The sequence below is a fragment of the Paenibacillus mucilaginosus 3016 genome (genome assembly GCF_000250655.1).
Classification (GTDB): Bacteria; Bacillota; Bacilli; order Paenibacillales; family NBRC-103111; genus Paenibacillus_G; species Paenibacillus_G mucilaginosus.
Genome location: NC_016935.1, coordinates 7,961,535 through 7,982,366, shown reverse-complemented (window position 1 = coordinate 7,982,366; position 20,832 = coordinate 7,961,535). Strand labels below are relative to the sequence as shown.

Genomic DNA, 20,832 nt, shown 5'->3' with positions numbered 1-20,832 from the left:
GGGGTGAACATGATGTTACCATTCGGAGGCAAACAAATCGGAATTACGGTCGATTCGGGAGGATTCCGTTATATTCAGGTCAAGAAGAACAAGGCGTCCGCCGCGAACCACAGTATGCTTAAGCTGCCGCAGGGCACGATCGTGGAAGACCAGATCGTGGACGAGGAGCTGCTGAGACAGGAAGTGCAGCGCTGGGTCCATCAGGAGAAGCTCAAGGGCGCTTCGGCGATTCTGTCCATCCCTACGTCGCAGATCATTATCCGCCGTATGAAGATCGGGAGCACGAAGGCCAGCGAGCTGCGAGGATTGGTCGAGCTCGAGGTCGAGACGGCGCTGCGGCTGCCGTTCGAGGATCCGGTCTATGACTATATCCCCGTCGCCTCGGACGAGGAAAGCACAACGGTGCTCGTCTATGCCGCGTCCCGCAAGCTGATCGACAGCTACGTGAACGTGCTGGAGGAAGCGGGGGTGAAGGTGAAGGATGCCGAGATCTCGGCCTTCGCCCTGGCCCGTGCGATCCAGGCCCAGCAGTTCGAGAAGCTGGAAGAGACGATGCTGATCTCGCTGGACGAAGCGCAGCTGGAAATCTATCTGTTCCATAACGGCAATCCGGTGTTCATGCGGACGATTTCGCTGCAGGACCCTTACGCTATGGATCCGTTCGCGGCCGACCATAGCCAAGGGCTGACACCGGATCAGATTCCCGAGATCACCGCCGAGCTTTCCCGGATCCTGAGCTTCTATCAATACAGCATCCGGGAAGGGGCCAGCCGGATTGTGGACATCATCGTCACCGGAACGGGCGAAGGCCGGATGCAGCTGTTCGAAGGGCTGAAGGCGGCGATGACCGAGATCTCGGTCCGTACCTTCGACTTCGACGCCTACTCGGACAAGACTTCCGCCGCAGGCGGGGATGGGCTGAACCCTTACGGGATCGGTATCGGCTTGGCGCTGCAGGACAAAACGACGAAGCGGATCAATCTGCTGCCCGGCAGCCGGAAGGATCCCCGCAGAGCGCTGCGGATCGCCGTAATGACTACGCTGCTTCTGGCCTGGACGGCCGGGGCGGCCGGCATCACTTACGTCTATCTCGATAACCAGAAGCAGATCGACGCGGATCTCGAAACGATCCACGAGCTCAACGCCCAGCAGGCTGCGGTACAAGCGCAGCTGAAGCAGCTGTCGGGCACCGGGGAGAATCCGGCCGGGGCGGTGGAAGCCATCTCGGCAGCGAAGGTGGATGTCTCGAAGACGATCACAGCGGTTGCGGATGTCATCCCGCAGGGGGGGCTGATCTACTCCCTGGCTTACAAAGGGGAGGAGAAGCTGAACATCACGATCGATTTCAAGTCGATGGACGATGCTTCGGTGTACCTGGGCAAGCTCCGCGAGCTGCCTTTCGGCGCCGCATCCTTCATGCAGTCGATCACGGTCGTCTCCTACAGTGAAGAGAGTCAGACCGTACCGCCGCGCCCGGCTCCCGGGGCTCCGATTACGGTAACCGACCCGGCACAAGGCGACGGAATGGTAGTAACTCCGCCTCCGGCGGCACCGCCGGCCCAGGTGAAGAAAGTCGTGAATACGACGTACCGGGCGGTCTATACGGTTGCGGAGGAAGCGGAAGAAGGACAGAAGGGAGAGGGAGCGAATGCCAAACAAACCAAATAACAATCTGCTGCTGCTTGGTTTCGCCGTACTCTTTTTGATTCTGTTCGCCTGCTATTCCTTCGTGCTGAAGCCATCGAGCGATACGCTGGAGGCGAACCGGACCGAGATCGGCACCCTTCAGAAGCAGCTCGGGATTCTGGAGAAGAAAGTGAAGGAGAAGCAGCAGGCTCAATCGACCATGTCGACCGAAGCCGTACAGGCGGCGCTGCCTCCGGGAGATAACGTAGAGAAGCTGACGGTAGATCTCCGCCAGATTGAGAAGGACGCCCAGGCGAAGATCAGCTCCGTGACGTTCAGCAAGAGTGCCAAGAACGACCTGCAGACGCTGCTGGTGAGCAAGGAGCCGGTGTACCCTAACGTGCATATGGTGGAGGCCAAGCTGGAAGTGAGCGGCACCTACGTGCAGATCAAGGAAGTGATCGAGCGCCTGCAGCTGCTTCCCCGGCTGACTCACATCGATTCCGTGGATTTCGGCAATATTCCGATGAACCGGAGCTCGGCCGCGCCGGTGGACAATACGAAGGAGCTTTCCGTGCATATCTCGTTCAAAGCCTACTTTGATGCTTCTGCTTCGAAGCCGAAGGATGCCAAAGATCCCAAGGAAGCGGCTCCGCCGGCGGAAGCCGCGAAGGCCTCTGCAGACGAACAGGCCGTTCCTCAGCAGTCGTGATTGCTTATGCAGTTAGGACTGCCTCTTTTTTTGCGGGGGGTCCTGTGATATAATGCGGATGAATGTTAGAGTAAGAGCTTAACATCATAGCGCCCTGGGTAAATGAATGAATTTATCTCCGGATAAAAGTCATTGTCATGACCTAACTTTTCCTGTGTAGGAGAGTTAGGTCTTTTTTATTTCCCATATTTATATATAAATATACATAAATCGGAAGGTTGTGGTCTCGTGCGACACGGGGGGCGTTCACACCTCTTCAACACCGGCGTCTTCATCGCAGGGATCCTGCTGCAAGTGGTACATCTGGGCGTGCTGTATTTGCTGGGCGGCAGCTGGGCCATGCTGCTCTGGTCCATGGTAACCTGGGCCCTGCTGATGGGCGGCTATCTGTTCGTCTGGATGCGGTGCGGCACGCCAGAGCCCACAGCAAGAGAGGAGTCCGCAGGTCAGGCTGCCGAAGCCGCCGCTCGGCGTCAAGAGCAGGCGGACCAGCTGGCGATCGCAGGGACGCTGGCTGCCGGCATTGCCCTCGAGATCCGCAACCCGCTGACATGCCTGCGGGGCTTCACCCAGCTCTACGGGCACAAGCAGCCGCAGTACAAAGAGATCATGCTCTTGGAGATCGACCGGATCAACGAGATCGTGGGGGAGCTGCTGGAGCTGGCGAAGCCGAAGGAGCCTGTCTATGAACCGCGAAGCTTGCCCCTGCTGCTGCAGGGTGTCGTGACCCTGATGCGGCCTCAGGCTAACATGTACAGTGTTGGACTGCAGGAGGTATACAAGGCGGAGTCGGAACAGCTGAGGGTCAACTGTTCTTACAATAAGCTCAAACAGGTGTTCATCAATCTGATCCAGAATGCGCTCGAAGCCACGCCGGACAGGGGAGAAGTGGTGGTGAAGCTGACTGCATCGGGGACGATGGTAACCGTGGAGATCGCGGACCAGGGGCCCGGCATTCCTCCAGAGGGGCAGCACCGTCTGGGACAGCCCTTCTTCAGCACGAAGGAGAAGGGGACGGGGCTCGGCCTGATGATCTGCAGACGCATCGTTCAGGACCACGAGGGAGTACTGGAATTTCATAACCGGCAGGAGGGCGGGACGAACGTGACCGTGAAGCTGCCTTTATACGGGGAATAAGGGGGATAGACAGGCTCGTTTTACTGCATACTGGTACTAAAAACCGAAGCAGAGGTGCGCCGCCATCGACGAGTTAAATCCCATGAATCAAAAAGTAAATCAATACCAGCAGCTCATCGGAAGCTATACGGGAAAGCTGCTGCGAGACCATTTCGGGAAGGGACCCGAGTCCATCTCCGTGTCGATGGGCGGACATTTTGTCACAATGTATCTCAGAAATTTCCTTACGCCTTCAGAGCGGGTTCTGCTGGAGCAGGACCATGAGATGATCATCCATCAGATGCGGGAGAAGCTGACCCAGATGATGATCCCTGAGATCACGAGCTATATTCAGCTTGTCACCGGTGTGAAGCCATCCGAATTTTATTACGACTGGGCCCTGCATAACAAATCCGGTATGCTGGTCGGCTTCGTTCCCGAAGGCTTCGAGGAAGCGCCGGAGGTCAATGAGAACTATGAGGGCAAGCAGCGCCTGGAGCAGGAGATCAACAAGATCAGCCGGCTGGTGCAGCGGGAGCCGGACGAAATCTACTCCTGCGAGTTGAACGCCCGCACCATCCTCATCATCCGCAAGGGGATTCTGGTACGGATCGAGAAGGAGCTGATCCGACTCGGGCACGGAGAACTGCTCAAGGGCGTGAAGCGCAATCTGGAAAAAACCTATATGCACAACAACAACAACTTCGATGAAATTCTGAACCGGCAGGTGCTCGACTCGTTCGCAGACTGGAACTACAGTCAGGACAAGAGCGTTATGATGCTGGTGACGCAATCCAAATAATAGAGGAATTCATTTCGTTCTCATGAACCGAGAGCTTGGGCATTCGCCAGGGCTCTTTTTTTCATACCCGTTTCCATCATCCAAGCCCGTTCAGAAGCCAATGGACAAGCCGGTTCACAAGCAGCCATTCGCCATACGTTACGGCCAGGCAGCTTATCACAAAGAAGAGAAGCCGGGTTTCCTCCCACTTATCCTTCAAGAAGCGCCCTCTCAGCAGGGAGATGAGGTCAGGGGTCAGTGAGAATTGGAGGGCTGCCCTAAAATCATCCTCGTCCGGGAAGAAGAGGCGGAACAGCCGGCGGAACAGGGGAAGGTTCAGCAGGAGCAGCATGAGATGGATGAGGCCGTCTGCGTTCATGGCATCTCCTCCTTTTACCATCTACAGACGCCGTCCAAAGGAGGAGGGTTGCAGGATACGTGATAACGAACGGGCGGCGGGGGCAGCGCAGCAATAATGGATTCCGGACCAAACTCTACTCTTACCTGAGTACAAGGGGGGCGCATGACGGAGTTCAGCATACTGCATGATCGCGGAATACGGGCAGGAAAGGCAGTGAACGGAACGGCGGGATCGCGTAGATGGTGGATCTTCGAGAGTGGAGCCGGGGAGCTTGCACTTGCCCAAAGGGGCATAAAAGGGATCAAAAGGTTGGATGTGGGATTCGTGCCCAAAGGGGCGGAGATACGGGGTTACTCGGAAGCGGGTTCCATGGCTTGACGGTTCATCTCGAGCGGTTCGGGGGTGAGTTCGACGCAGCGGTTCCAGGCTTCCAGGCTCAGGCCGAGCTGGCGGATGACTTCTTCGACTTGCAGGGTGATTTGCATAGGGTGCCTCCATAGGTTCCAAGGTGTGGTGCATGATGAAAACTACTATAACAGATGGGTTCCGAAATGTTTGTCGAAACAGCTTAAAAATGCTTTAGAAAAAAAGGTGAAATTTTTCACATTTTGGTCGATTGTGACGAAGGACATGATGCCGGTCACTGGTCATATGACGAGGGGACTCCTTATGATGGGGGAACATCATACAAGAATATTTCGCAAGCCCCAAGGAGGACTGACATTCATGTACAAACCTATGAAAATGATCCGCACCGGCGTTCTGTCCGCCGCAGCCGTCGCGTTATTGGCCGGCAGCCTGGCCGTTCACGCTCCCGTATCCGCAGCAGAGATTGCCGCTTCGCCTGTGAAGGTGCAGGAGTTCCGTTTCCTCGACAAGGAATCCGACCGCATCTCGCTCGACAAGACCTCGGAGCCGGACGGCACCCGGGACGGCCACCTTTCCCTGCTGATCGATGCGGGGGACGGAACGGAGATCCGCTTCATCACGCTGAAGACGGCCGACAGCTCGGGGGCGGATGTGAACCACGGGCTGTGGAAGACCTTCAAGGCACAGCCGGGCGATATCGGCCACCTGCTGGCCGTGGTCCGCGACGGCAAAATCCTCAACCCTACGTTCCAGCAGACGCTCGGCACGTTCCAGGGGATCACGCAGCTGGAGCTGTACGCCTCGGACAATAACAGCATGAAGCCGGGCGAATACTACTACGTGGAGATCGAGACGAGCAAGGGCACGGTGAAGTCGGCTGTGACGCCTTTCCATGACAGTGAGAGCTCCTACGCTCCCGTAGCGATCCGGGAATTCTCCTGGGTGGACCTCGACCAGGACAAGACGGGCATCGCTTTCTTCGGTGAGGACGGGACGCCGGACGGACACTTCCGGCTGAAGCTGAACCTGGCGCCGAAGACTGAGGTGCTCGCGATGATTCTGCGGCCGACCGACAAGGACGGCAAGGAGGCTTACCAGGGCATCAGGCGGACCAACCGGGCCGGTGTAGGCTGGCTGCTCGGCATTACCAAGGGAGATACCGTCATTACGCCTGAGTTCAAGAAGGATGTGAAGGAGCCGCTCGGCACCTTCAGCGGCAATGTGACCTTCGATCTTTACGCCAACAATAACAAATCGATCAAGAACGGGCAGCACTATACGGTCGAGATTGAGACGACGTACGGCACGGTGATCTCGAAGCCCATCGAATTCGGGAATGCGGCTTCCAATTACAAAGACGATTCGGCACTCGACTTCCGCACGATTGCCCTGAAGCTGGATTCCACGGTGGCGGCGGTTGATGAGGTGGAGCAGACGCTGGAGGTCGCGCCGTTCACGCTGGACGGCCGGACCATGGTCCCGATCCGGTTCATCGGGGAGGCGCTGGGCGCCAAGGTGGACTGGAATGCCGCGGAGAGACGCGTCACGCTGGCGAAGGAGGACGTGAAGATCGAGCTCGTCATTGACGAGAAGAACGCGCATGTGAACGGGGAGACGGCCGTACTCGACACGCCGGCGGTTATCCGGGACGGCATTACGCTCGTGCCGGTGCGGTTTGTCAGCGAGAGTATGAAGATGAAGGTGTTCTTCGACAACGGGGAGATTCTGATTACCGACGCGAAGGAGCAGTAAGCAGGAAGAGGGGGCTGGGCACAGTGTGTGCTCAGCCCCTGTACTGTGTGGACGTAAGGCTTGTCAGCCGGAGGAAAGTGCGCGAGAAATATGGGCCTCCTCACGGAGGAGGAGCGCGCTGCCGCGGAGGCGGTTATGTGAATGACGGAACCCTGCAGCAGATGTCTTTTGTCTACGAGGGCACGGAGCGGGATCCGGTGTGGATCGCTGCAGATCCGAAGTGGTGCAGGAGGATGCTGGATAATCTCATCTCCAATGCAGTGAAGCACAATCCGCCCGGCACGGTGGTGACGGTCAGGACAGGGCGGAGCGGAACGGAGGCGCTGATCGAAATCGAGGATAACGGAAGCGGCATGGATGCGGAGACCCGGCGGAAGCTGTTCGAGCGGTACTACCGCGGTACGAATACAGAGGAGCGCTCCGATGGGGCCGGGCTTGGGATGAGTATTGCCCGGTCGATTGTGCATGCTCTGCAGGGAAGCATAGAGGTGCACAGCATTGTAGGCGAAGGGACTCGGATTCTGCTGCGTTTTCCAAGCGTGTATGGGGCTTCGGAGAACAAAACGAAAGCGCCGCATAGGCAGGAAGATGCCATTTTGATGCGTTAGGCCTGCTTTTGTACAAGTTCTTCTTTTAGAATCCCGGTCCATTTGATAAAATAGGACTAAAAGCAGTATGGAGACCAGGATCTATGCAAATTGGGAGCAGTATTCGAAGCATACGTAGAAAGCGCGGCATCACGATGGGCCAGCTGTGCGAAGCGACCGGCTTGTCCCAAGGCTTCATGAGCCAGCTTGAGAACAACAAGACTTCTCCGTCTCTGGCCACGCTGGAGACCATTGCCACCTTCCTGAACGTACCGATCTCTTACCTGCTTCTGAAGCAGGAGGAGCGGATGAATGTAGTCCGCAAGCAGGACCGTACGACGAGCCTGTTCAAGGGCCGGCATAAGATTGAGCATCTCGGCCAGATCGGCGGCATGCGCCTGTACCTGAGCGAGATTCCTCCCGGTCTGCCGGAAGAAGGGCCCATGAACGAGCATGAAGGCATCGAGGCCCATTATGTCATGAAGGGGACCGTTAAGGCCTGTCAGGGCGAGGACGAATATGTGCTGGAGGAAGGCGACACCTTCTCCTGGCATTCCAGCGTCCCTCATTCGGTGCACAACATCGGAGAAGAAACCGCCGTTATTCTGATCATCAGTCATAAAGAGATTTAGAATGCAGATTTAGAATGCAGATTTAGCCGCAGTGTAAGTGTGGACGCAGTTCCTTTGGGAGCTGCGTTTTTTTGTTGTGGTTACGTGCCGCTGGACTTTAAGGTATATTTGTATTTAAAAAATAAATTTGCTATTACAAATATTTTTATTGACGCACCCTGTGGTTCTGCGCTATGATGTTTCCATAAGGTGAGTTACACACTTTAAGTAACTAGATATTAGCAAGCAGCCAGCCAGCAGGAGATCAACTCACAAAAAACATATAGAAAGAGGTTGAAGAACATGACAAAGAACTATGAGCTTGGCGCGTTGATTCTGAGAGTGGTGCTGGGGATCACCTTCCTGGTCCACGGAGCGGCGAAGTTCCAGATGGGACTTGGGAACGTATCGGGTTTCTTCGAAAGCCTGGGGCTACCCGGATTCATGGCGTATCTGGTAGCGGTGATTGAACTGGTCGGCGGGGCATTGCTGATCCTGGGGATTGGTACCCGCATTGTGTCCATTCTGCTGGGCCTGATCATGCTGGGAGCCATCGTCAAGGTGAAGCTCGCCGGCGGATTCATGGGTGACGGCAAAGGGGCAGGCTATGAGCTGGACCTGGCCCTGCTCGCGATCTCGGCCTACCTTGGCCTGAGCGGCAGCTCTCTGTACGCGGTGGAACGTCTCTGGAAGCGGACCGATTCCGCTGCGGTCCAAGGGTAAGGGGCCGCCATGGAGACAGTTATCGATAAGGAAACGGCCATCGGCCTTCTTGGACTGAAGGTCAGCGAGCTCCAGCGCTCAATCCGCTTCTATACCGAGGTGGTCGGCTACCGGCTGCTGAAGCAGGAAGGACGCACTGCCGAGCTTACGGTAGACGGCGTGCGGCCGTCGCTTCGGCTCGAAGAGGTGCCGGACGCCCTGCCGGTGCCGCGCAGGTCGGCTGCAGGGCTGTACCATTTTGCCATCCTGGTTCCGGACCGCAGATCGCTCGGAGTCACGCTTCGGAATCTCCTGGAGCACGGCCTGCATGTCGGCCAAGGGGATCACCTGGTCAGCGAAGCCTTCTATATCACGGACCCGGATCTCAACGGCATTGAGATCTATGCGGACCGACCGAGGGAGGGCTGGATCCGCGATGAGCAGGGCCACTACGTGATGTCGACCGATCCGGTCGATGCGGAGGGGCTGCTGCGGGAAGCGGAGGGGTACCCGTGGACCGGGCTGCCGGCCGGGACGGTTACCGGACACATTCATCTGCATGTCAGCCATCTGCAAGAGGCGGAGAAGTTCTATGTGGGACTGCTCGGGTTTGAAAAGACAGCGGGACGACGGGAAGCGCGTGCTCTTCATCTCGGCCGGCGGCTACCATCACCATATCGGTCTGAACACCTGGGCCGGGGAAGGGGCGCCGGCTCCGCAGCCGGGGTCCGTTGGATTGAATTACTTCACGCTCGTGATCCCGCAAGGACGGGAAGCCGTCCTTCGCAGACTGCGGGAAGCCGGAGCCTTCCTCCGGCAGGAGGGCGAGGTCTGGATCACCCGAGATCCTTCCGGCATCGACATTCACCTGACAGAAGCCTGAGCGCTGAGCTCGGATGAGTCCGAGCCCGGCTGGGCATGGTAATCGAATAGAAGCCTTGCGAAGGCTGTCCCCTGCATCAGCTCCATGCTGAAGCAGGAGGCAGCCTTCTTGCCGCAGCAAAGAGCTTTGACAGTGGAAGTCCGGCGCTAAGGGGACTCAAGGTTACATTGACGGGGATTTTTGCCGATAGAACTATAGAGGGTTGGCTCGGGCACCAAAGTCCGGTTTATAGCAGATGAAAGTCACTCTTACTCACTTCGGCAAGGAGCATGTAGGGATGAATCCGTCCAAAGGCATGAAACTGCGAACGCTTCTCGGTATGCTGGTGATCGGTTCGGTGCTGCTGACGGCACTGGTCGGCGGGTATGCCGCCGTACAGGCCAATATGGCCTCCTTGACGGCAAGCTACCTGGAGAACAACGAACAGTATGCGAGGAAGCTCGCTTCCAATACAACGAACCTGCTTGGGATTATGGAAGATAATCTGAAGTTCATGGCTGCCCATGCGGGGCAGCAGCCGATATCCCCCCGGGAACTCGAGATCTGGTTTCAGGCGAATCGGCAGTATTTCAATTCGATTTTCATCGTTGACCCTGAGCGGCGGATCACGGCTGTCTTTCCGGCACAAGCCAATGTCGGTCCGGGCACCCGGCTGACCTCAGAAGCATCCAGGGAAGCGGTCGAGACCAAAGCACCGCTGATATCCGAGCACTATGTAGGAGCCACAGGAAGGCGGCTTATTCTGATTTCCAGTCCTATCTTTGACGGGGAAGGGGCTTACCAGGGGTATGTCGGGGGGACGATCTACCTGGAGGAGAATAATGTACTGAGCCGGACGCTCAGCGAGCACTTCTACGGTAACGGATCCTACGTGTATGTTACGGACGCCGACGGCCATATTCTGTTCCACCCGGATCCGAAACGGATCGGCGAACTTGTGACAACCAACGAGGTGGTCCGCAAAGCCGTCTCGGGTCAAAGCGGCTCCGAGCTTATCACGAATACCCGCGGGCTTCCCTTCCTGGCCGGCTATACTTATGTGCCGAGTGCCGGCTGGTCGATTATCTCCCAAACCCCGACCTCCATACTGGAGGCGCCGCGCGAGACCCTCATGAAGAAGCTGCTGCTGCAGGGCGTTCCCTTGTGCTTCGTTATTCTGCTGGCCGCCTGGCGTGTGGCTCATATGATCTCGGCGCCGCTGTTTGCCCTCGCCAAATTCTCGGAGGAGTCCATGCACTCGCGCCGGCCGCTGCCGCTGCGGATGCCGAAGTCGGGCCGATTCATCTACGAGGTTAAGCAGCTGCATCACAGCATGGATAACCATCTGAGCCACCTAGCTGCGGAGATCGAAAATGACGGGCTGACCGGTCTGCTCAACCGCAAGTCATTCGACCGGACGATCGGCAGCTGGGCGGAAGAGCGGGTTCCTTTCTCGCTGATTCTGCTCGATATCGATCACTTCAAACGCATTAATGATACCTACGGCCACCCGGTGGGCGATGCGGTGCTGAGAAGCCTGGCAGAACACATGGAGGCTTCGACCCGGTCAGATGACCTGTGTTTTCGTGTTGGCGGGGAGGAATTTGCGGTACTGGTCCGACATGGCAGCGGGAAGGAGGCGGCCGAGCTGGCGGAGCGCCTGAGGCTTACTACTGCGGAGCTTCCGTTGGCTGAAGGGGAGCGGATTACTCTCTCCTTGGGGGTGGCGGTCTCCGATGCGTCTGCAGGTCCGCAAGGGCTCATTGAGCTTGCGGACCAGGCCTTGTACCGCTCCAAGAAGGAGGGGCGGAACCGGACGACGGTGTTTACCAGCACTGGTGAAGCCTTGGGATGAGGGTGAGGACGGACGGGCCGGCGGGTGGAAGCCGGATCCCCCAAGCTATGGCAGCCAACAGAAACAATATCGGGGCCAAAGGGTGCTTGGTCCAGCTCCGGCCATGGGCCGGGGCTTTTTTTGCTTGCAGGAACCTTCCTTCGGCTGTACACCACAGGGCTTCCCGGGGTATCCTAGGAAGGAAGATGCCAAGGAGGATACGGCCTAATGAAAATCGGCTTTGATATTGACGATACGCTCATCAATCTGAGGGAGCATGCGTTCCATCTGTATAAAGATCATCTCGGCCAGGACGTGCCGCTGGAGGTATTCCAGGCGATCCAGTCGATGGGCATTCACGATGCGTTCGGGCTTACCCGGGATGAGGGCAAAGCGCTGTGGGGGGAGCTGCGGGAAGCGATTTATTTCTCCGCGTGTCCTCCGTTCCCGCATGCCGTGGAAGTGCTTCAGGAGCTGGACCGGCAGGGGCATGAGATCTATTACATCACGGCCCGGGCGAGAGAGTTCGGGGAGCGGACGCTGGAGTGGATGACCACGAACGGCTTCCCGGTGAGGCCGGGCCGGTTCTTCTACGGTATGGACGATACGGAGAAGGTCCATATCATCCGGGACCTCGGTCTCGACTATTACTTCGACGACAAGCCGGCTGTGCTGGAGACGCTGGCCGATTCCGGCGTCAAGGTGTATGCCAAGGATCAGCCGTACAACCGGGGGCTGCCGTTTCCTCGGATCGGGTGCTGGTCGGAGCTGAGGGATTTGGTGGTGTAAGGGCGTCGTGAGCGTCGTGGTATCCTTTTTTCGTTCCGTTGGGGCGTCGTGGTATCCTTTTTTCGTTCCGTTGTGCTTCGCACAAAGGTCACTTTCAAAAAGGATATCACTCCTCGGTAGGGGAAGGGCAACAACAAAAAAGGATATCACTCCGCGGCAGAGGGGGAGAGCAAAAACAAAAAAGATATCACTCCGCAGCAGGTGGAAGGGCAAAACAAAAAGGATATCACTCCGCGGCAATTAAATAAAAAGACCAACCTTCCACCATTTCCGGCGGCAGGTTGGTCTCTTTTATAAGGCGGTGGAGCCGAGGACCATCGTACCCAGCGTTAGCAGGATACAGAGTGGGGCGGGGAGCTTTTTCTTGGGAAGTCCCGTAAGTTCCAACATGTAACTTAGTATAAAGATGAACAGGCCTGGGATGACCCAGTGCCAGGCAGGGCCGGGAAGCCAGTGTTTGAAAAAAAGTTGGTCCAACTTGACAGTCAGCATAAAAGTCAGGAGGGTCAAAGGGATTTGGAGTGTCATCGACCCTCCGGTCTGCGCATGCTCACCTATTCGGCATCCCTGTCTACGCGCCTTCCTTCCACTCGCGGACGGCTGCGACGATCTCCCGCCGGTTTGCCGCGGGGATCGCCGTGATCCGCGGTCCTTCCGGCACTTCGAATCCGGCGTGGGAGTGGAAGAAATCGAGCAGCAGGGTTCCCACCGGCTCGGACCGGCCCTCCTCCCGGACGGGTATCCAGAACACGCGGGAGCGGTGATGTTCGGGTCCCCACTGCTCCAGGGAGCTGCTGAAGTTGAGGCAGCCTCCGATGATGAAGTCCGTGTCCTTGACTTCTCCGAGCCCGCTATATCCCGCCTGCTCCAGTGCGCCGAAGATTGGCGGCAGAAGCCGGTCCAGATACAATCCGTAAGTCGAGTCCTCCAGCTCGGGGAAGACGCTCTCCAGCTCCGCACGATTCTCCTCCAGGACCTGCTTCCATTGGGAGGCAAGCTCGTTTTGAATTACCGCAGCCAGATCCTCTGCACTCATGCCGGGAACAAACTTCGAATCAGCCATCATTGTTATTCCTCCTCTGGCGGGCCGGACGGAGTGGACTTTTCCTCTCCGGGCGGCTCCCGCGTGGTATGGGTGACCCGCAGGGATCACCTTACAAATCCATCTTACAACAGTGAAGCGAATGGGAAGGTTGGAGCGCGGCAATGCCTGATATTATGGGATAGAAGCTAGAAAAAGTTTGCAGACGACGATAAATGGGAACATGCCGGTAAAGGAGGAATCCACAAGATGCGACCGGTCGATCTGGCCCGTGAGCTGAAGCTCAGCACCAATACGCTTCGGGGCTACGAGGCCCGTGGGCTTGTGCCGCCCGCAGTGCGTTCGCCCAAAGGCTACCGGATGTACACGGAGGTGCACCGGGCCTACTTTCACTGCCTGCGTGCCATGGCACCGGGGTTCGGAATGGAGGTGACGTCGGAGGTGCTCCGTGCCCTGCAGGCCGGTGATGTGGATGCTGCACTGTGGGCAGCCGGCAGGGCGCAGGCCGCCCTGCACCGCGAACAGCTTCTGGCGGCTGAGACCGCCGAACGGTTCGCCTCTGAAGCAGAAGCCGGTGACACCCAGGGAGGGGAGCATGCCGGGGAACCGGTGGGGATCGGGGAGCTGTCCGGGGAGACGGGAGTCCCCCGCTCCGCACTCCGGTATTGGGAGAAGGAAGGCCTCGTCTCGTCCCTTCGCGATGAGGAGAACGGGTACAGAAAGTACGGCCGATCCGAACTCCGCAAAGTACTGCTGATGCGCCTTCTCCGCTCAGCCGTGTATTCGGAGGAGGCGGTGCAGTGGAAAGAGGCGGTCAAGCGGCTGGATCCGGACGACACCGAAGAAGCACACCGGCTGGCTCTGCAGGCGCTGCACTATTGGAACGCTCTCGCCCGGCTCCAGCTGAAGGGGCTGCACTCCCTTTACTCCCTGTGCAGACAGCTGGAGCTGCTGGAATAGCATGCCGTGCTTTGGGAAGCTGGAGCGAGGCATGGACTTTTTAGGCCTTCCCCTTGGGACTTCAGCATTGCTATGGGGCCTCGCGCAGATGCGATCACAAAGAAACAAGAGATGTGTTATAATGGACTCATGAACGTACAACAACGTACATACGGACTATGGACACGGGAGCATCGTTATGTTTGCCATTGAGCGATTGAACAAAATAAAAGAGCTGCTCTTCTCGAAGAAACGCGTCGACGTCATGGAGCTCAGCGAGCTTTTCTCCGTGACGGAGGTGACGATCCGGCGGGACCTCGACAAGCTCGAGCAGATGGGCGTGCTCACCAAAACCTACGGCGGGGCGGTGCTGAACGAGGAGCTGGTGCCGGCCGCGCAGGCGGTCGAGGAAGATGACGAGTTCATCGAGGAGAAGCGGATGATCGGCCGAATCGCCGCCCGGCTTATCGAAGACGGGGAAGCGGTCTATCTCAGTCCCGGCACGACCTGCCTGGAGATCGCGCGCAACCTGCAGGAGAAGCGGGTCACGGTGGTGACCAACGATCTGCGGATCGGCCTCGCGCTCAAGGATTTCACCGGCGTGAAGACGATCGTGACCGGAGGGGACCTGGCGCACTCGAGCTCCGCCCTCGTCGGGGGAGCCGCGCTGCAGCTGCTGCAGGGAATCTATGTCAACAAGGCCTTTCTCGGTGTGAAGGGCGTGCACTTTGATGCGGGCTATACGACGGGCAGCTACGACGAGGCGATGATCATCCAGGCGGTGCGCCGGATTGCCAGCGAAGTGATCATTGCGGCCGATTACAGCAAGTTCGACCAGAGAGGCTTTGCGAAGCTCGGAGATCTTTCCCTCGCCAAGACGCTCATTACGAACAAGCAAATTCCTTCCGAATACAAAAAGCATTTCTTCGAGCAGGGCGTGAAGCTGTTCACCACGTTCGAACTGGAATAAGCCGGCGCGGAATCAGCGGATGAAATGAAAATCCCCAGGAAAAGAGGCATGGGTGTGGAGCATCTGCTTCAAATGAAGGGAATCACCAAGAGATTCGGCGAGGCTGCGGTGCTCCGGGCCGTAGACCTGGCAGCGGACAGGGGAGAGGTGCATGCCCTGCTCGGGGAGAACGGGGCGGGCAAATCGACCCTGATGAAAATTCTGGCGGGCTGGTTCGAGGCTGATGAGGGAGAGATCCGCATCGGCGGGGAGCCCGCAATCATCTCCTCTCCGAGGCAGGCGCAGGAGCTCGGCATCGCCATGATCTATCAGGAGCTGAAGCTGTTCCAGGATCTGAGCATTGCTGAGAACGTTTACATGGGCAGGGAGCCGCTCAAAAAGTGGAACCGGCTCATCGACTGGGAGGCCGTCTACCGCGAGACGGGGCGCTATCTGCAGGCCTTGGGGCTGGATCTGGACGCGCGGACCGTGCTGAAGTCACTCGGCCCGGGCCAGCAGAAGTTCGTGGAGATCATCAAGGCGTTGTCTCAGAATGCCCGTATTCTGATCATGGATGAGCCGACGGCTTCGCTGACGGAAAGGGAGCGTGAGGTGCTCTTCGGGGTGATCGGCCGTTTGAAGGAGCTGGGCGTCTGCGTTCTGTACATCTCCCACCGGCTGGAGGAGATCAAGCGGATCGCCGACCGGGTCACGGTGCTGCGGGAGGGGGAAGCCGTGCTGACCTGCTCCACAGCGGATGTGGGGCTGGATGACATCGTGCGGTGCATGGTCGGCAAGCCGCTGGACGACCGCTATCCGAAGCTCAAGGTGAAGAGCGGCCGGGAGCTGCTGCGCGTGGAGAATCTCAATTACCAGGGGCTGCTTAGGAACATCGGCTTCGAGGTACGCCGGGGGGAGATCCTGGCGCTGACCGGCCTCAGCGGCTCGGGGCGGCGGCTGCTCGCCAAGGTGCTGTGCGGTATCGAGGGACCTTACGAGGGGACGATTCACCTGAACGGCCGCCCCTATGCCCGGATGACCCCCCACTTGGCGAAGCAGTGCGGGCTGTGCTATGCAAGCGGGTTGTATTCCGATGAAGGGCTGATCGCCACCTCGACGATCTCGGAGAACATCACGCTCTCCAACCTCGAGCGGGTCTCCAGCGCCGGACTGCTGCGGGCGGGCCGGGAGTCCGGCTATGCCAGGGATCTCATCGAACGGCTCGAGATCACCTGCGACGAGAAGGAACTGGCCGGCAGCCTCAGCGGCGGCAAGCAGAAGAAGGTCGTGCTCGCCAAGTGGCTGTTCGCGGACGCGCAGGTGCTCATCTTCGACGAGCCGACCGCCGGGATCGACGTCAGCTCGAAGTCCGACATCTATAACATCATGAACGAGATGGTGCTCTCGGGCGCATCCGTCATCATGATCTCGTCGGACCTCTCGGAGGTGCTTGGGATGGCCGACCGGATTCTCGTCATGTGCGGCGGCGAACTCCGCCGCGTCCTGCCGAGAGCCGAGGCGACGAAGGAGAAGATCCTGTACTACGCCTCTGGCGGCGGGATAGATTAATCAGAAGCAGGGAGAAGAAGACATGCTCATGGACCGAAGCGTACGGGCATGTCTTTTCGTATGTCGTCAGGGCTGACCGCTGGGTCGGCTTACACAGTTAACGGCCTAAGTGGTTTCGGATGTTTTTTATTAGCTTGCCGTATTGTCTTAAGCGCCCTATGCGGTAGATAGAGATAGATGCTGGGGAAGGATGGGCTTAAGTGGGAAAAGCGAAGGACCGCCTTTGCCGGCCTCTAACGCGCCGCAATATGCCAGAAAGGGAATGGGTGTGGGGTGGAAGAGCATAGCGTCCGCCTTTAAAGTCATGTGATTACAGCTGAATATATATTCCTAACCACATAACTTTAACAGCGGCTGGAACCCCACACCCATCCCTCAAACGCGCCGAAGTAAGGGTGTATGCAACTATAAGGATTTAGGTTTTTTCTTCTGTTACAATCATAAATAAACATAATCGAAAATAAAAGTTAATTTTGTTGTTTATTTTCGGTTGATCGTGTGCTATACTGGGCTCAGTCCCGAGGGGAATTCTAAGAGATGGATAGGAGCCCGTACGATGTCTGAATTCATTCTGGAATTGAGAGCGATTACAAAGACGTTTCCCGGGGTCAAGGCGCTGGACCGGGTGAACTTTCAACTGAGGTCCGGCGAGATCCATGCGCTGATGGGAGAGAACGGGGCGGGTAAATCGACCTTCATCAAAGTGATTACCGGCGTGCACCGGCCCGATGAAGGGGAGATCCGGTACAACGGGGAGAGGGTCGAATTCAAGGGCCCGAACGACGCCAAGAAGCTCGGCATTGCCGCGATCTACCAGCATGTCACATGCTATCCGGACCTCAGCGTCACCGAGAATATTTTCATGGGCCATGAGAAAGTACATAAACGAACAAGAAGAATCAATTGGCGGGAGATGCACCATGAAGCGCAGCGGTTATTGGAGCGGCTGGGGGCGGATTTCGACGCCAAAGCCATGATGGGCTCACTGAGCGTGGCGCAGCAGCAGATCGTCGAAATTGCGAAAGCGCTGTCAACCGATGCCAAGGTGATCATCATGGACGAACCGACCGCCGCGCTGACCCAGCGGGAGAGCGAGCAGCTGTATACGATTGCGGAGGCGCTGAGGGACAGCGGGGTGGCGATCATCTTCATCTCGCACCGGTTCGAAGACATGTACCGCCTGGCCAGTCGGGTGACCGTGTTCCGGGATGCGAAGTATATCGGCTCCTGGGGCGTGGATGAGATCACGAACGACGCCTTGATCGTCGCGATGGTCGGCCGGGAAGTGACCCAGCTCTTCCCGAAGAAGGAGGTGCGGCGCGGCGAGGAGCTGCTGCGGACCGAGGGGCTCGGCCGGACCGGCTACTTCGCCGATATCTCTTTCGCCCTGCACCGGGGTGAGATTCTCGGCCTCACCGGGCTTGTCGGCGCAGGCCGGACGGAGGTGTGCCAGGCGCTGTTCGGCATCGAACCGTGCGACCGCGGCCAGATCTTCGTGAAGGGAAGCCCCGTTGCGATCCGAGATCCGCTGCAGGCGATGCAGCTTGGGATCGGCTATCTGCCGGAGGACCGGCAGAAGCAGGGGCTCGTGCTCGACTGGGAGATCGGGAGGAACATTACGCTCCCGTCCCTCGGAGGACTCTCGCGCAGAGGCTGGCTGGATGTGGGCAGGGAAGACGCCGTCTCCCAGACGCTGGCGGAGAAGGTCAGCGTAAAGGCGCGAAGCATTCACGACCTCGTGTCGTCGCTGTCGGGCGGCAACCAGCAGAAGGTGGTGTTCGCGAAGCTGCTGACCGCCGATCTCGATGTCATCATCCTGGATGAGCCGACGAAGGGCGTTGATGTCGGAGCGAAGTCGTCCATCTACGAGATTATCAGCGACCTGGCTTCCCAGGGCTACGGCATCCTGCTGGTCTCCTCCGAGATGCCCGAGGTCATCGGGATGAGCGACCGGGTGATCGTCATGAAGGAGGGGCGCATCACGGCCGAGCTCCAGCGGGGACAGGTCACGCAAGAAGCCATACTGGAAGCGGCGATGAGCGGTAATGAAGCCAAGCCGCATCCGATTCACGCAGGATAGACAGAAAGGGGGAAGAATCCATGGCTGAGAAAGCCTTGGGGAAGGCCATCGGAGGCGGCGGCCCGAGCGGCGCATCCCGCATCGGCGGAGCATCGTCGATCGGCGCCAAGCTGGCCAAATTCAGGGAACTCGGGCTGCTGCTCTTCATTGTGCTGCTGTCGGCGGCCGTCCAGCTCCGTAATCCGAGCTTCCTTACGCTCGAGAACATCAATGATCTCATTACCAATACTGCGATCCTCAGTATTCTTGCCGTGGGCATGATGCTGGTGATCGTCACGCGGGGCATCGACCTCTCGATCGGGGCGACCCTGGCCCTCTCGGGCATGATCTCCGCCCTGGCCGTGAAGGCCGTGCCGGATCTGCATCCGCTGCTGACGCTGCTCCTCGGGACGCTGGTCGGCGTCGTCTGCGGCATCGTCATCGGCTTCCTGATCGCCAAGATGGGGGTGCTGCCGATCATCGCCACCCTCGGATTGATGAACGTGTTCCGCGGGCTGACCTTCACGGTGTCCGGGGGCAAGTGGGTCAGCGCGCACCAGATGCCGGAGAGCTTCAAAGGGATTGCCACCGGTTCGGTCCTGGGACTGAACACACTGATTATGATCGCGGTCCTCATCTATATCGTCTTCTACTATTTCATCAATCACACGAGAACCGGCAGGCAGATCTATGCCGTCGGCAGCAATCCCGAGTCGGCGAAGATAAGCGGCATTCATAACGACCGCATTCTGTGGCTGGTCTATACGATCATGGGGGCGCTTTCCGGGCTCGCCGGGGTGCTGTGGGTCTCGAAGTTCGCGTCGGCCCAAGGGGACACGGCGATGGGCTACGAGCTGAGCGTGATCGCAGCCTGCGTGCTGGGCGGGGTTTCGATCGCGGGCGGCTCGGGCAAAATCTCCGGGATCATCCTCGGCTCGGTTCTGCTCGGCATCCTGAACAACGCGCTGCCGCTGATCGATGTCTCGCCGTTCTGGCAGATGGCGATTCAGGGCTCGATTATCCTGGTGGCCGTGATCATCAACGCGCTCGTCAAACGGGGCGTGGACCGCAACCACCTGCTGAGGAGGAGGATTTGACGATGGAAGCGCAAGCGAGAGGGCTGCAGGGAAGACGGGAGTTCAGCCTGAAGAATTTCTTTTTGCAGTGGGAATGGCTGCTCGTCGTGATTCTGATTGCCATCAATATTATCAATGCGAATTTGTCGCCGTACTACCTGAACTATGAAAGTCTGCGGGATGCCACGATGAGCTTCCTGGATAAAGCGTTCATCGTGCTGCCTATGGTGCTCGTCATGATCCTCGGCGACATCGACATCTCCGTAGCCTCCACGGTCGCACTGACCTCCGTCATCATGGCCGACCTGTATCATCTGGGGCTGCCGATGGAGCTGTCGATTCTGGTCGGTCTGGCTGTCGGGGCGCTGTGCGGCTTCATTAACGGCCTGCTTATCGTCAAGTTCAAGGAGCTGTCGGCGGTCATCGTCACCTTGTCGACCATGATCATTTACCGCGGTATCGCCTATATCATCCTGGAAGACCAGGCCAAAGGGAACTTCCCGGAGTGGTTCAGCTTTTTCGGCTGGGAGTATGTTGGCGGCGTTCCGTTCATTCTTGTAGTGTTCCTGATCTTCGCGGCGGCGTTCAGCCTGCTGCTGCATAAGACGACCTTCGGCCGGAGAGTGTACGCTATCGGCAACAACAGCACGGCAAGCCGTTTCTCCGGCGTGCAGGTGGATAAGATCAAGGTCATTGTCTTCACACTGACAGGACTCATGGCAGCGGTTACAGCGATCTTCCTCATGTCCCGGATGGGCAGCACGCGGCCGAATGTGGCGACGGGCTATGAGCTCGATGTGATCGCGATGGTCGTGCTCGGCGGGATCAGCACCGCCGGGGGCAAAGGACGGATGATCGGCGCGATCCTCGCCGTGTTCCTCATTGGGCTGCTGAGCTACGGGCTCGGGCTGGTCAATGTGCCGGCACAGATGCTGCTCGTGATCATCGGGCTGCTGCTGATTTTCGCGGTGATGGTGCCGAAGCTGAAGCTGGGCAAACTGCGCCGCACCTGATCCCGCACGTAACGCGTGGAGCTATCGGTAAGGCTATTCCCTGGTCTCTTCGGACAGGGGAGTGGAAATCCGGGCCGGCAGCT

Annotated in this window: 19 protein-coding genes and 1 pseudogene; 17 read left to right on the top strand and 3 right to left on the bottom strand. The window is 58.2% G+C overall.

Annotation, left to right across the window (positions count from 1 at the left end; translation table 11 throughout):
- Nucleotides 1–9 precede the first annotated feature (9 nt).
- The 4 genes from pilM (at nt 10) to PM3016_RS33160 (ending at nt 4,256) form a co-directional block, all read left to right on the top strand.
- Complete coding sequence (gene pilM, locus PM3016_RS33175) at nt 10–1,668, top strand: pilus assembly protein PilM (protein ID WP_014372409.1); 1,659 nt, start codon at nt 10–12, stop codon at nt 1,666–1,668.
- On the top strand, nt 1,649–2,338 hold the full coding sequence (locus tag PM3016_RS33170; protein WP_014372408.1) for a hypothetical protein: 690 nt from the start codon (nt 1,649–1,651) through the stop codon (nt 2,336–2,338). The genes pilM and PM3016_RS33170 overlap by 20 nt, the downstream gene beginning before the upstream one ends.
- 228 nt (nt 2,339–2,566) lie before the next feature.
- On the top strand, nt 2,567–3,475 hold the full coding sequence (locus PM3016_RS33165; protein ID WP_014372407.1) for an ATP-binding protein: 909 nt from the start codon (nt 2,567–2,569) through the stop codon (nt 3,473–3,475).
- A gap of 82 nt (nt 3,476–3,557) precedes the next feature.
- Nucleotides 3,558–4,256, top strand: a complete 699-nt coding sequence (locus tag PM3016_RS33160; RefSeq protein WP_014372406.1) for a Na-translocating system protein MpsC family protein — start codon at nt 3,558–3,560, stop codon at nt 4,254–4,256.
- Nucleotides 4,257–4,332: 76 nt separating this feature from the next.
- On the opposite strand, the gene PM3016_RS33155 is transcribed toward PM3016_RS33160, so the two are convergent.
- Nucleotides 4,333–4,614, bottom strand: coding sequence for a hypothetical protein (locus tag PM3016_RS33155; RefSeq protein ID WP_013920857.1), 282 nt, complete (start codon nt 4,612–4,614; stop codon nt 4,333–4,335).
- Between the two features lie 332 nt (nt 4,615–4,946).
- Nucleotides 4,947–5,081: a hypothetical protein gene (locus PM3016_RS41005; RefSeq protein WP_013920856.1), complete on the bottom strand. Its 135-nt coding sequence runs from the start codon at nt 5,079–5,081 to the stop codon at nt 4,947–4,949.
- A 241-nt stretch (nt 5,082–5,322) separates the two neighbouring features.
- Between PM3016_RS41005 and PM3016_RS33150 the strand changes: the two genes are divergently transcribed.
- The 7 genes and pseudogenes from PM3016_RS33150 (at nt 5,323) to PM3016_RS33115 (ending at nt 12,102) form a co-directional block, all read left to right on the top strand.
- A complete protein-coding gene (locus PM3016_RS33150) occupies nt 5,323–6,717 on the top strand; it encodes a copper amine oxidase N-terminal domain-containing protein (RefSeq protein ID WP_014372404.1) in 1,395 nt (464 codons plus the stop codon).
- A gap of 137 nt (nt 6,718–6,854) precedes the next feature.
- Nucleotides 6,855–7,325, top strand: a complete 471-nt coding sequence (locus PM3016_RS33145) for a sensor histidine kinase (protein ID WP_013920853.1) — start codon at nt 6,855–6,857, stop codon at nt 7,323–7,325.
- 83 nt (nt 7,326–7,408) lie between these two features.
- Nucleotides 7,409–7,936: a helix-turn-helix domain-containing protein gene (locus PM3016_RS33140; protein WP_013920852.1), complete on the top strand. Its 528-nt coding sequence runs from the start codon at nt 7,409–7,411 to the stop codon at nt 7,934–7,936.
- 282 nt (nt 7,937–8,218) lie between these two features.
- Nucleotides 8,219–8,638, top strand: coding sequence for a DoxX family protein (locus PM3016_RS33135; RefSeq protein ID WP_013920851.1), 420 nt, complete (start codon nt 8,219–8,221; stop codon nt 8,636–8,638).
- A 9-nt stretch (nt 8,639–8,647) separates the two neighbouring features.
- Nucleotides 8,648–9,500: pseudogene (locus PM3016_RS33130) on the top strand (VOC family protein).
- A gap of 277 nt (nt 9,501–9,777) precedes the next feature.
- Nucleotides 9,778–11,334 (top strand): sensor domain-containing diguanylate cyclase, encoded by a 1,557-nt coding sequence (locus tag PM3016_RS33125; protein ID WP_013920849.1) that lies wholly within the window; start codon nt 9,778–9,780, stop codon nt 11,332–11,334.
- Nucleotides 11,335–11,541: 207 nt separating this feature from the next.
- Complete coding sequence (locus PM3016_RS33115) at nt 11,542–12,102, top strand: 5' nucleotidase, NT5C type (protein ID WP_013920848.1); 561 nt, start codon at nt 11,542–11,544, stop codon at nt 12,100–12,102.
- Nucleotides 12,103–12,673: 571 nt separating this feature from the next.
- Here the strand turns inward: PM3016_RS33115 and PM3016_RS33105 are convergent.
- A complete protein-coding gene (locus tag PM3016_RS33105; protein ID WP_013920847.1) occupies nt 12,674–13,168 on the bottom strand; it encodes a DUF6022 family protein in 495 nt (164 codons plus the stop codon).
- 225 nt (nt 13,169–13,393) lie between these two features.
- On the opposite strand from PM3016_RS33105, the gene PM3016_RS33100 reads away from it, so the two are divergent.
- The 6 genes from PM3016_RS33100 to PM3016_RS33075 all read left to right on the top strand — a co-directional run bounded on the left by PM3016_RS33100 (nt 13,394) and on the right by PM3016_RS33075 (nt 20,749).
- Nucleotides 13,394–14,104 carry a MerR family transcriptional regulator gene (locus PM3016_RS33100; RefSeq protein ID WP_013920846.1) on the top strand — a complete coding sequence of 237 codons (711 nt, stop codon included), beginning with the start codon at nt 13,394–13,396 and terminating at the stop codon, nt 14,102–14,104.
- Between the two features lie 178 nt (nt 14,105–14,282).
- A complete protein-coding gene (locus PM3016_RS33095; protein WP_013920845.1) occupies nt 14,283–15,053 on the top strand; it encodes a DeoR/GlpR family DNA-binding transcription regulator in 771 nt (256 codons plus the stop codon).
- Between the two features lie 48 nt (nt 15,054–15,101).
- Nucleotides 15,102–16,601: a sugar ABC transporter ATP-binding protein gene (locus PM3016_RS33090; RefSeq protein ID WP_014372399.1), complete on the top strand. Its 1,500-nt coding sequence runs from the start codon at nt 15,102–15,104 to the stop codon at nt 16,599–16,601.
- A gap of 556 nt (nt 16,602–17,157) precedes the next feature.
- Complete coding sequence (locus PM3016_RS33085) at nt 17,158–18,681, top strand: sugar ABC transporter ATP-binding protein (protein ID WP_014372398.1); 1,524 nt, start codon at nt 17,158–17,160, stop codon at nt 18,679–18,681.
- A gap of 20 nt (nt 18,682–18,701) precedes the next feature.
- Nucleotides 18,702–19,757: an ABC transporter permease gene (locus PM3016_RS33080; protein ID WP_013920842.1), complete on the top strand. Its 1,056-nt coding sequence runs from the start codon at nt 18,702–18,704 to the stop codon at nt 19,755–19,757.
- A 2-nt stretch (nt 19,758–19,759) separates the two neighbouring features.
- The gene (locus PM3016_RS33075; protein WP_013920841.1) at nt 19,760–20,749 is read left to right on the top strand and encodes an ABC transporter permease; all 990 of its coding nucleotides are present in this window, start codon (nt 19,760–19,762) and stop codon (nt 20,747–20,749) included.
- Nucleotides 20,750–20,832 lie beyond the last annotated feature (83 nt).

What these genes read in the sequence shown, in the direction of transcription:
- PM3016_RS33085 (WP_014372398.1), top strand. Translation starts at nt 17,158, where the DNA reads ATGTCTGAATTCATTCTGGAATTGAGAGCGATTACAAAGACGTTTCCC.
- PM3016_RS33080 (WP_013920842.1), top strand. Translation starts at nt 18,702, where the DNA reads ATGGCTGAGAAAGCCTTGGGGAAGGCCATCGGAGGCGGCGGCCCGAGC.
- PM3016_RS33095 (WP_013920845.1), top strand. Translation starts at nt 14,283, where the DNA reads ATGTTTGCCATTGAGCGATTGAACAAAATAAAAGAGCTGCTCTTCTCG.
- PM3016_RS33100 (WP_013920846.1), top strand. Translation starts at nt 13,394, where the DNA reads ATGCGACCGGTCGATCTGGCCCGTGAGCTGAAGCTCAGCACCAATACG.
- PM3016_RS33115 (WP_013920848.1), top strand. Translation starts at nt 11,542, where the DNA reads ATGAAAATCGGCTTTGATATTGACGATACGCTCATCAATCTGAGGGAG.
- PM3016_RS33155 (WP_013920857.1), bottom strand. Translation starts at nt 4,614, where the DNA reads ATGAACGCAGACGGCCTCATCCATCTCATGCTGCTCCTGCTGAACCTT.
- PM3016_RS33075 (WP_013920841.1), top strand. Translation starts at nt 19,760, where the DNA reads ATGGAAGCGCAAGCGAGAGGGCTGCAGGGAAGACGGGAGTTCAGCCTG.
- PM3016_RS33140 (WP_013920852.1), top strand. Translation starts at nt 7,409, where the DNA reads ATGCAAATTGGGAGCAGTATTCGAAGCATACGTAGAAAGCGCGGCATC.
- PM3016_RS41005 (WP_013920856.1), bottom strand. Translation starts at nt 5,081, where the DNA reads ATGCAAATCACCCTGCAAGTCGAAGAAGTCATCCGCCAGCTCGGCCTG.
- PM3016_RS33160 (WP_014372406.1), top strand. Translation starts at nt 3,558, where the DNA reads ATGAATCAAAAAGTAAATCAATACCAGCAGCTCATCGGAAGCTATACG.
- PM3016_RS33125 (WP_013920849.1), top strand. Translation starts at nt 9,778, where the DNA reads ATGAATCCGTCCAAAGGCATGAAACTGCGAACGCTTCTCGGTATGCTG.
- pilM (WP_014372409.1), top strand. Translation starts at nt 10, where the DNA reads ATGATGTTACCATTCGGAGGCAAACAAATCGGAATTACGGTCGATTCG.
- PM3016_RS33090 (WP_014372399.1), top strand. Translation starts at nt 15,102, where the DNA reads ATGGGTGTGGAGCATCTGCTTCAAATGAAGGGAATCACCAAGAGATTC.
- PM3016_RS33150 (WP_014372404.1), top strand. Translation starts at nt 5,323, where the DNA reads ATGTACAAACCTATGAAAATGATCCGCACCGGCGTTCTGTCCGCCGCA.
- PM3016_RS33105 (WP_013920847.1), bottom strand. Translation starts at nt 13,168, where the DNA reads ATGATGGCTGATTCGAAGTTTGTTCCCGGCATGAGTGCAGAGGATCTG.
- PM3016_RS33170 (WP_014372408.1), top strand. Translation starts at nt 1,649, where the DNA reads ATGCCAAACAAACCAAATAACAATCTGCTGCTGCTTGGTTTCGCCGTA.
- PM3016_RS33135 (WP_013920851.1), top strand. Translation starts at nt 8,219, where the DNA reads ATGACAAAGAACTATGAGCTTGGCGCGTTGATTCTGAGAGTGGTGCTG.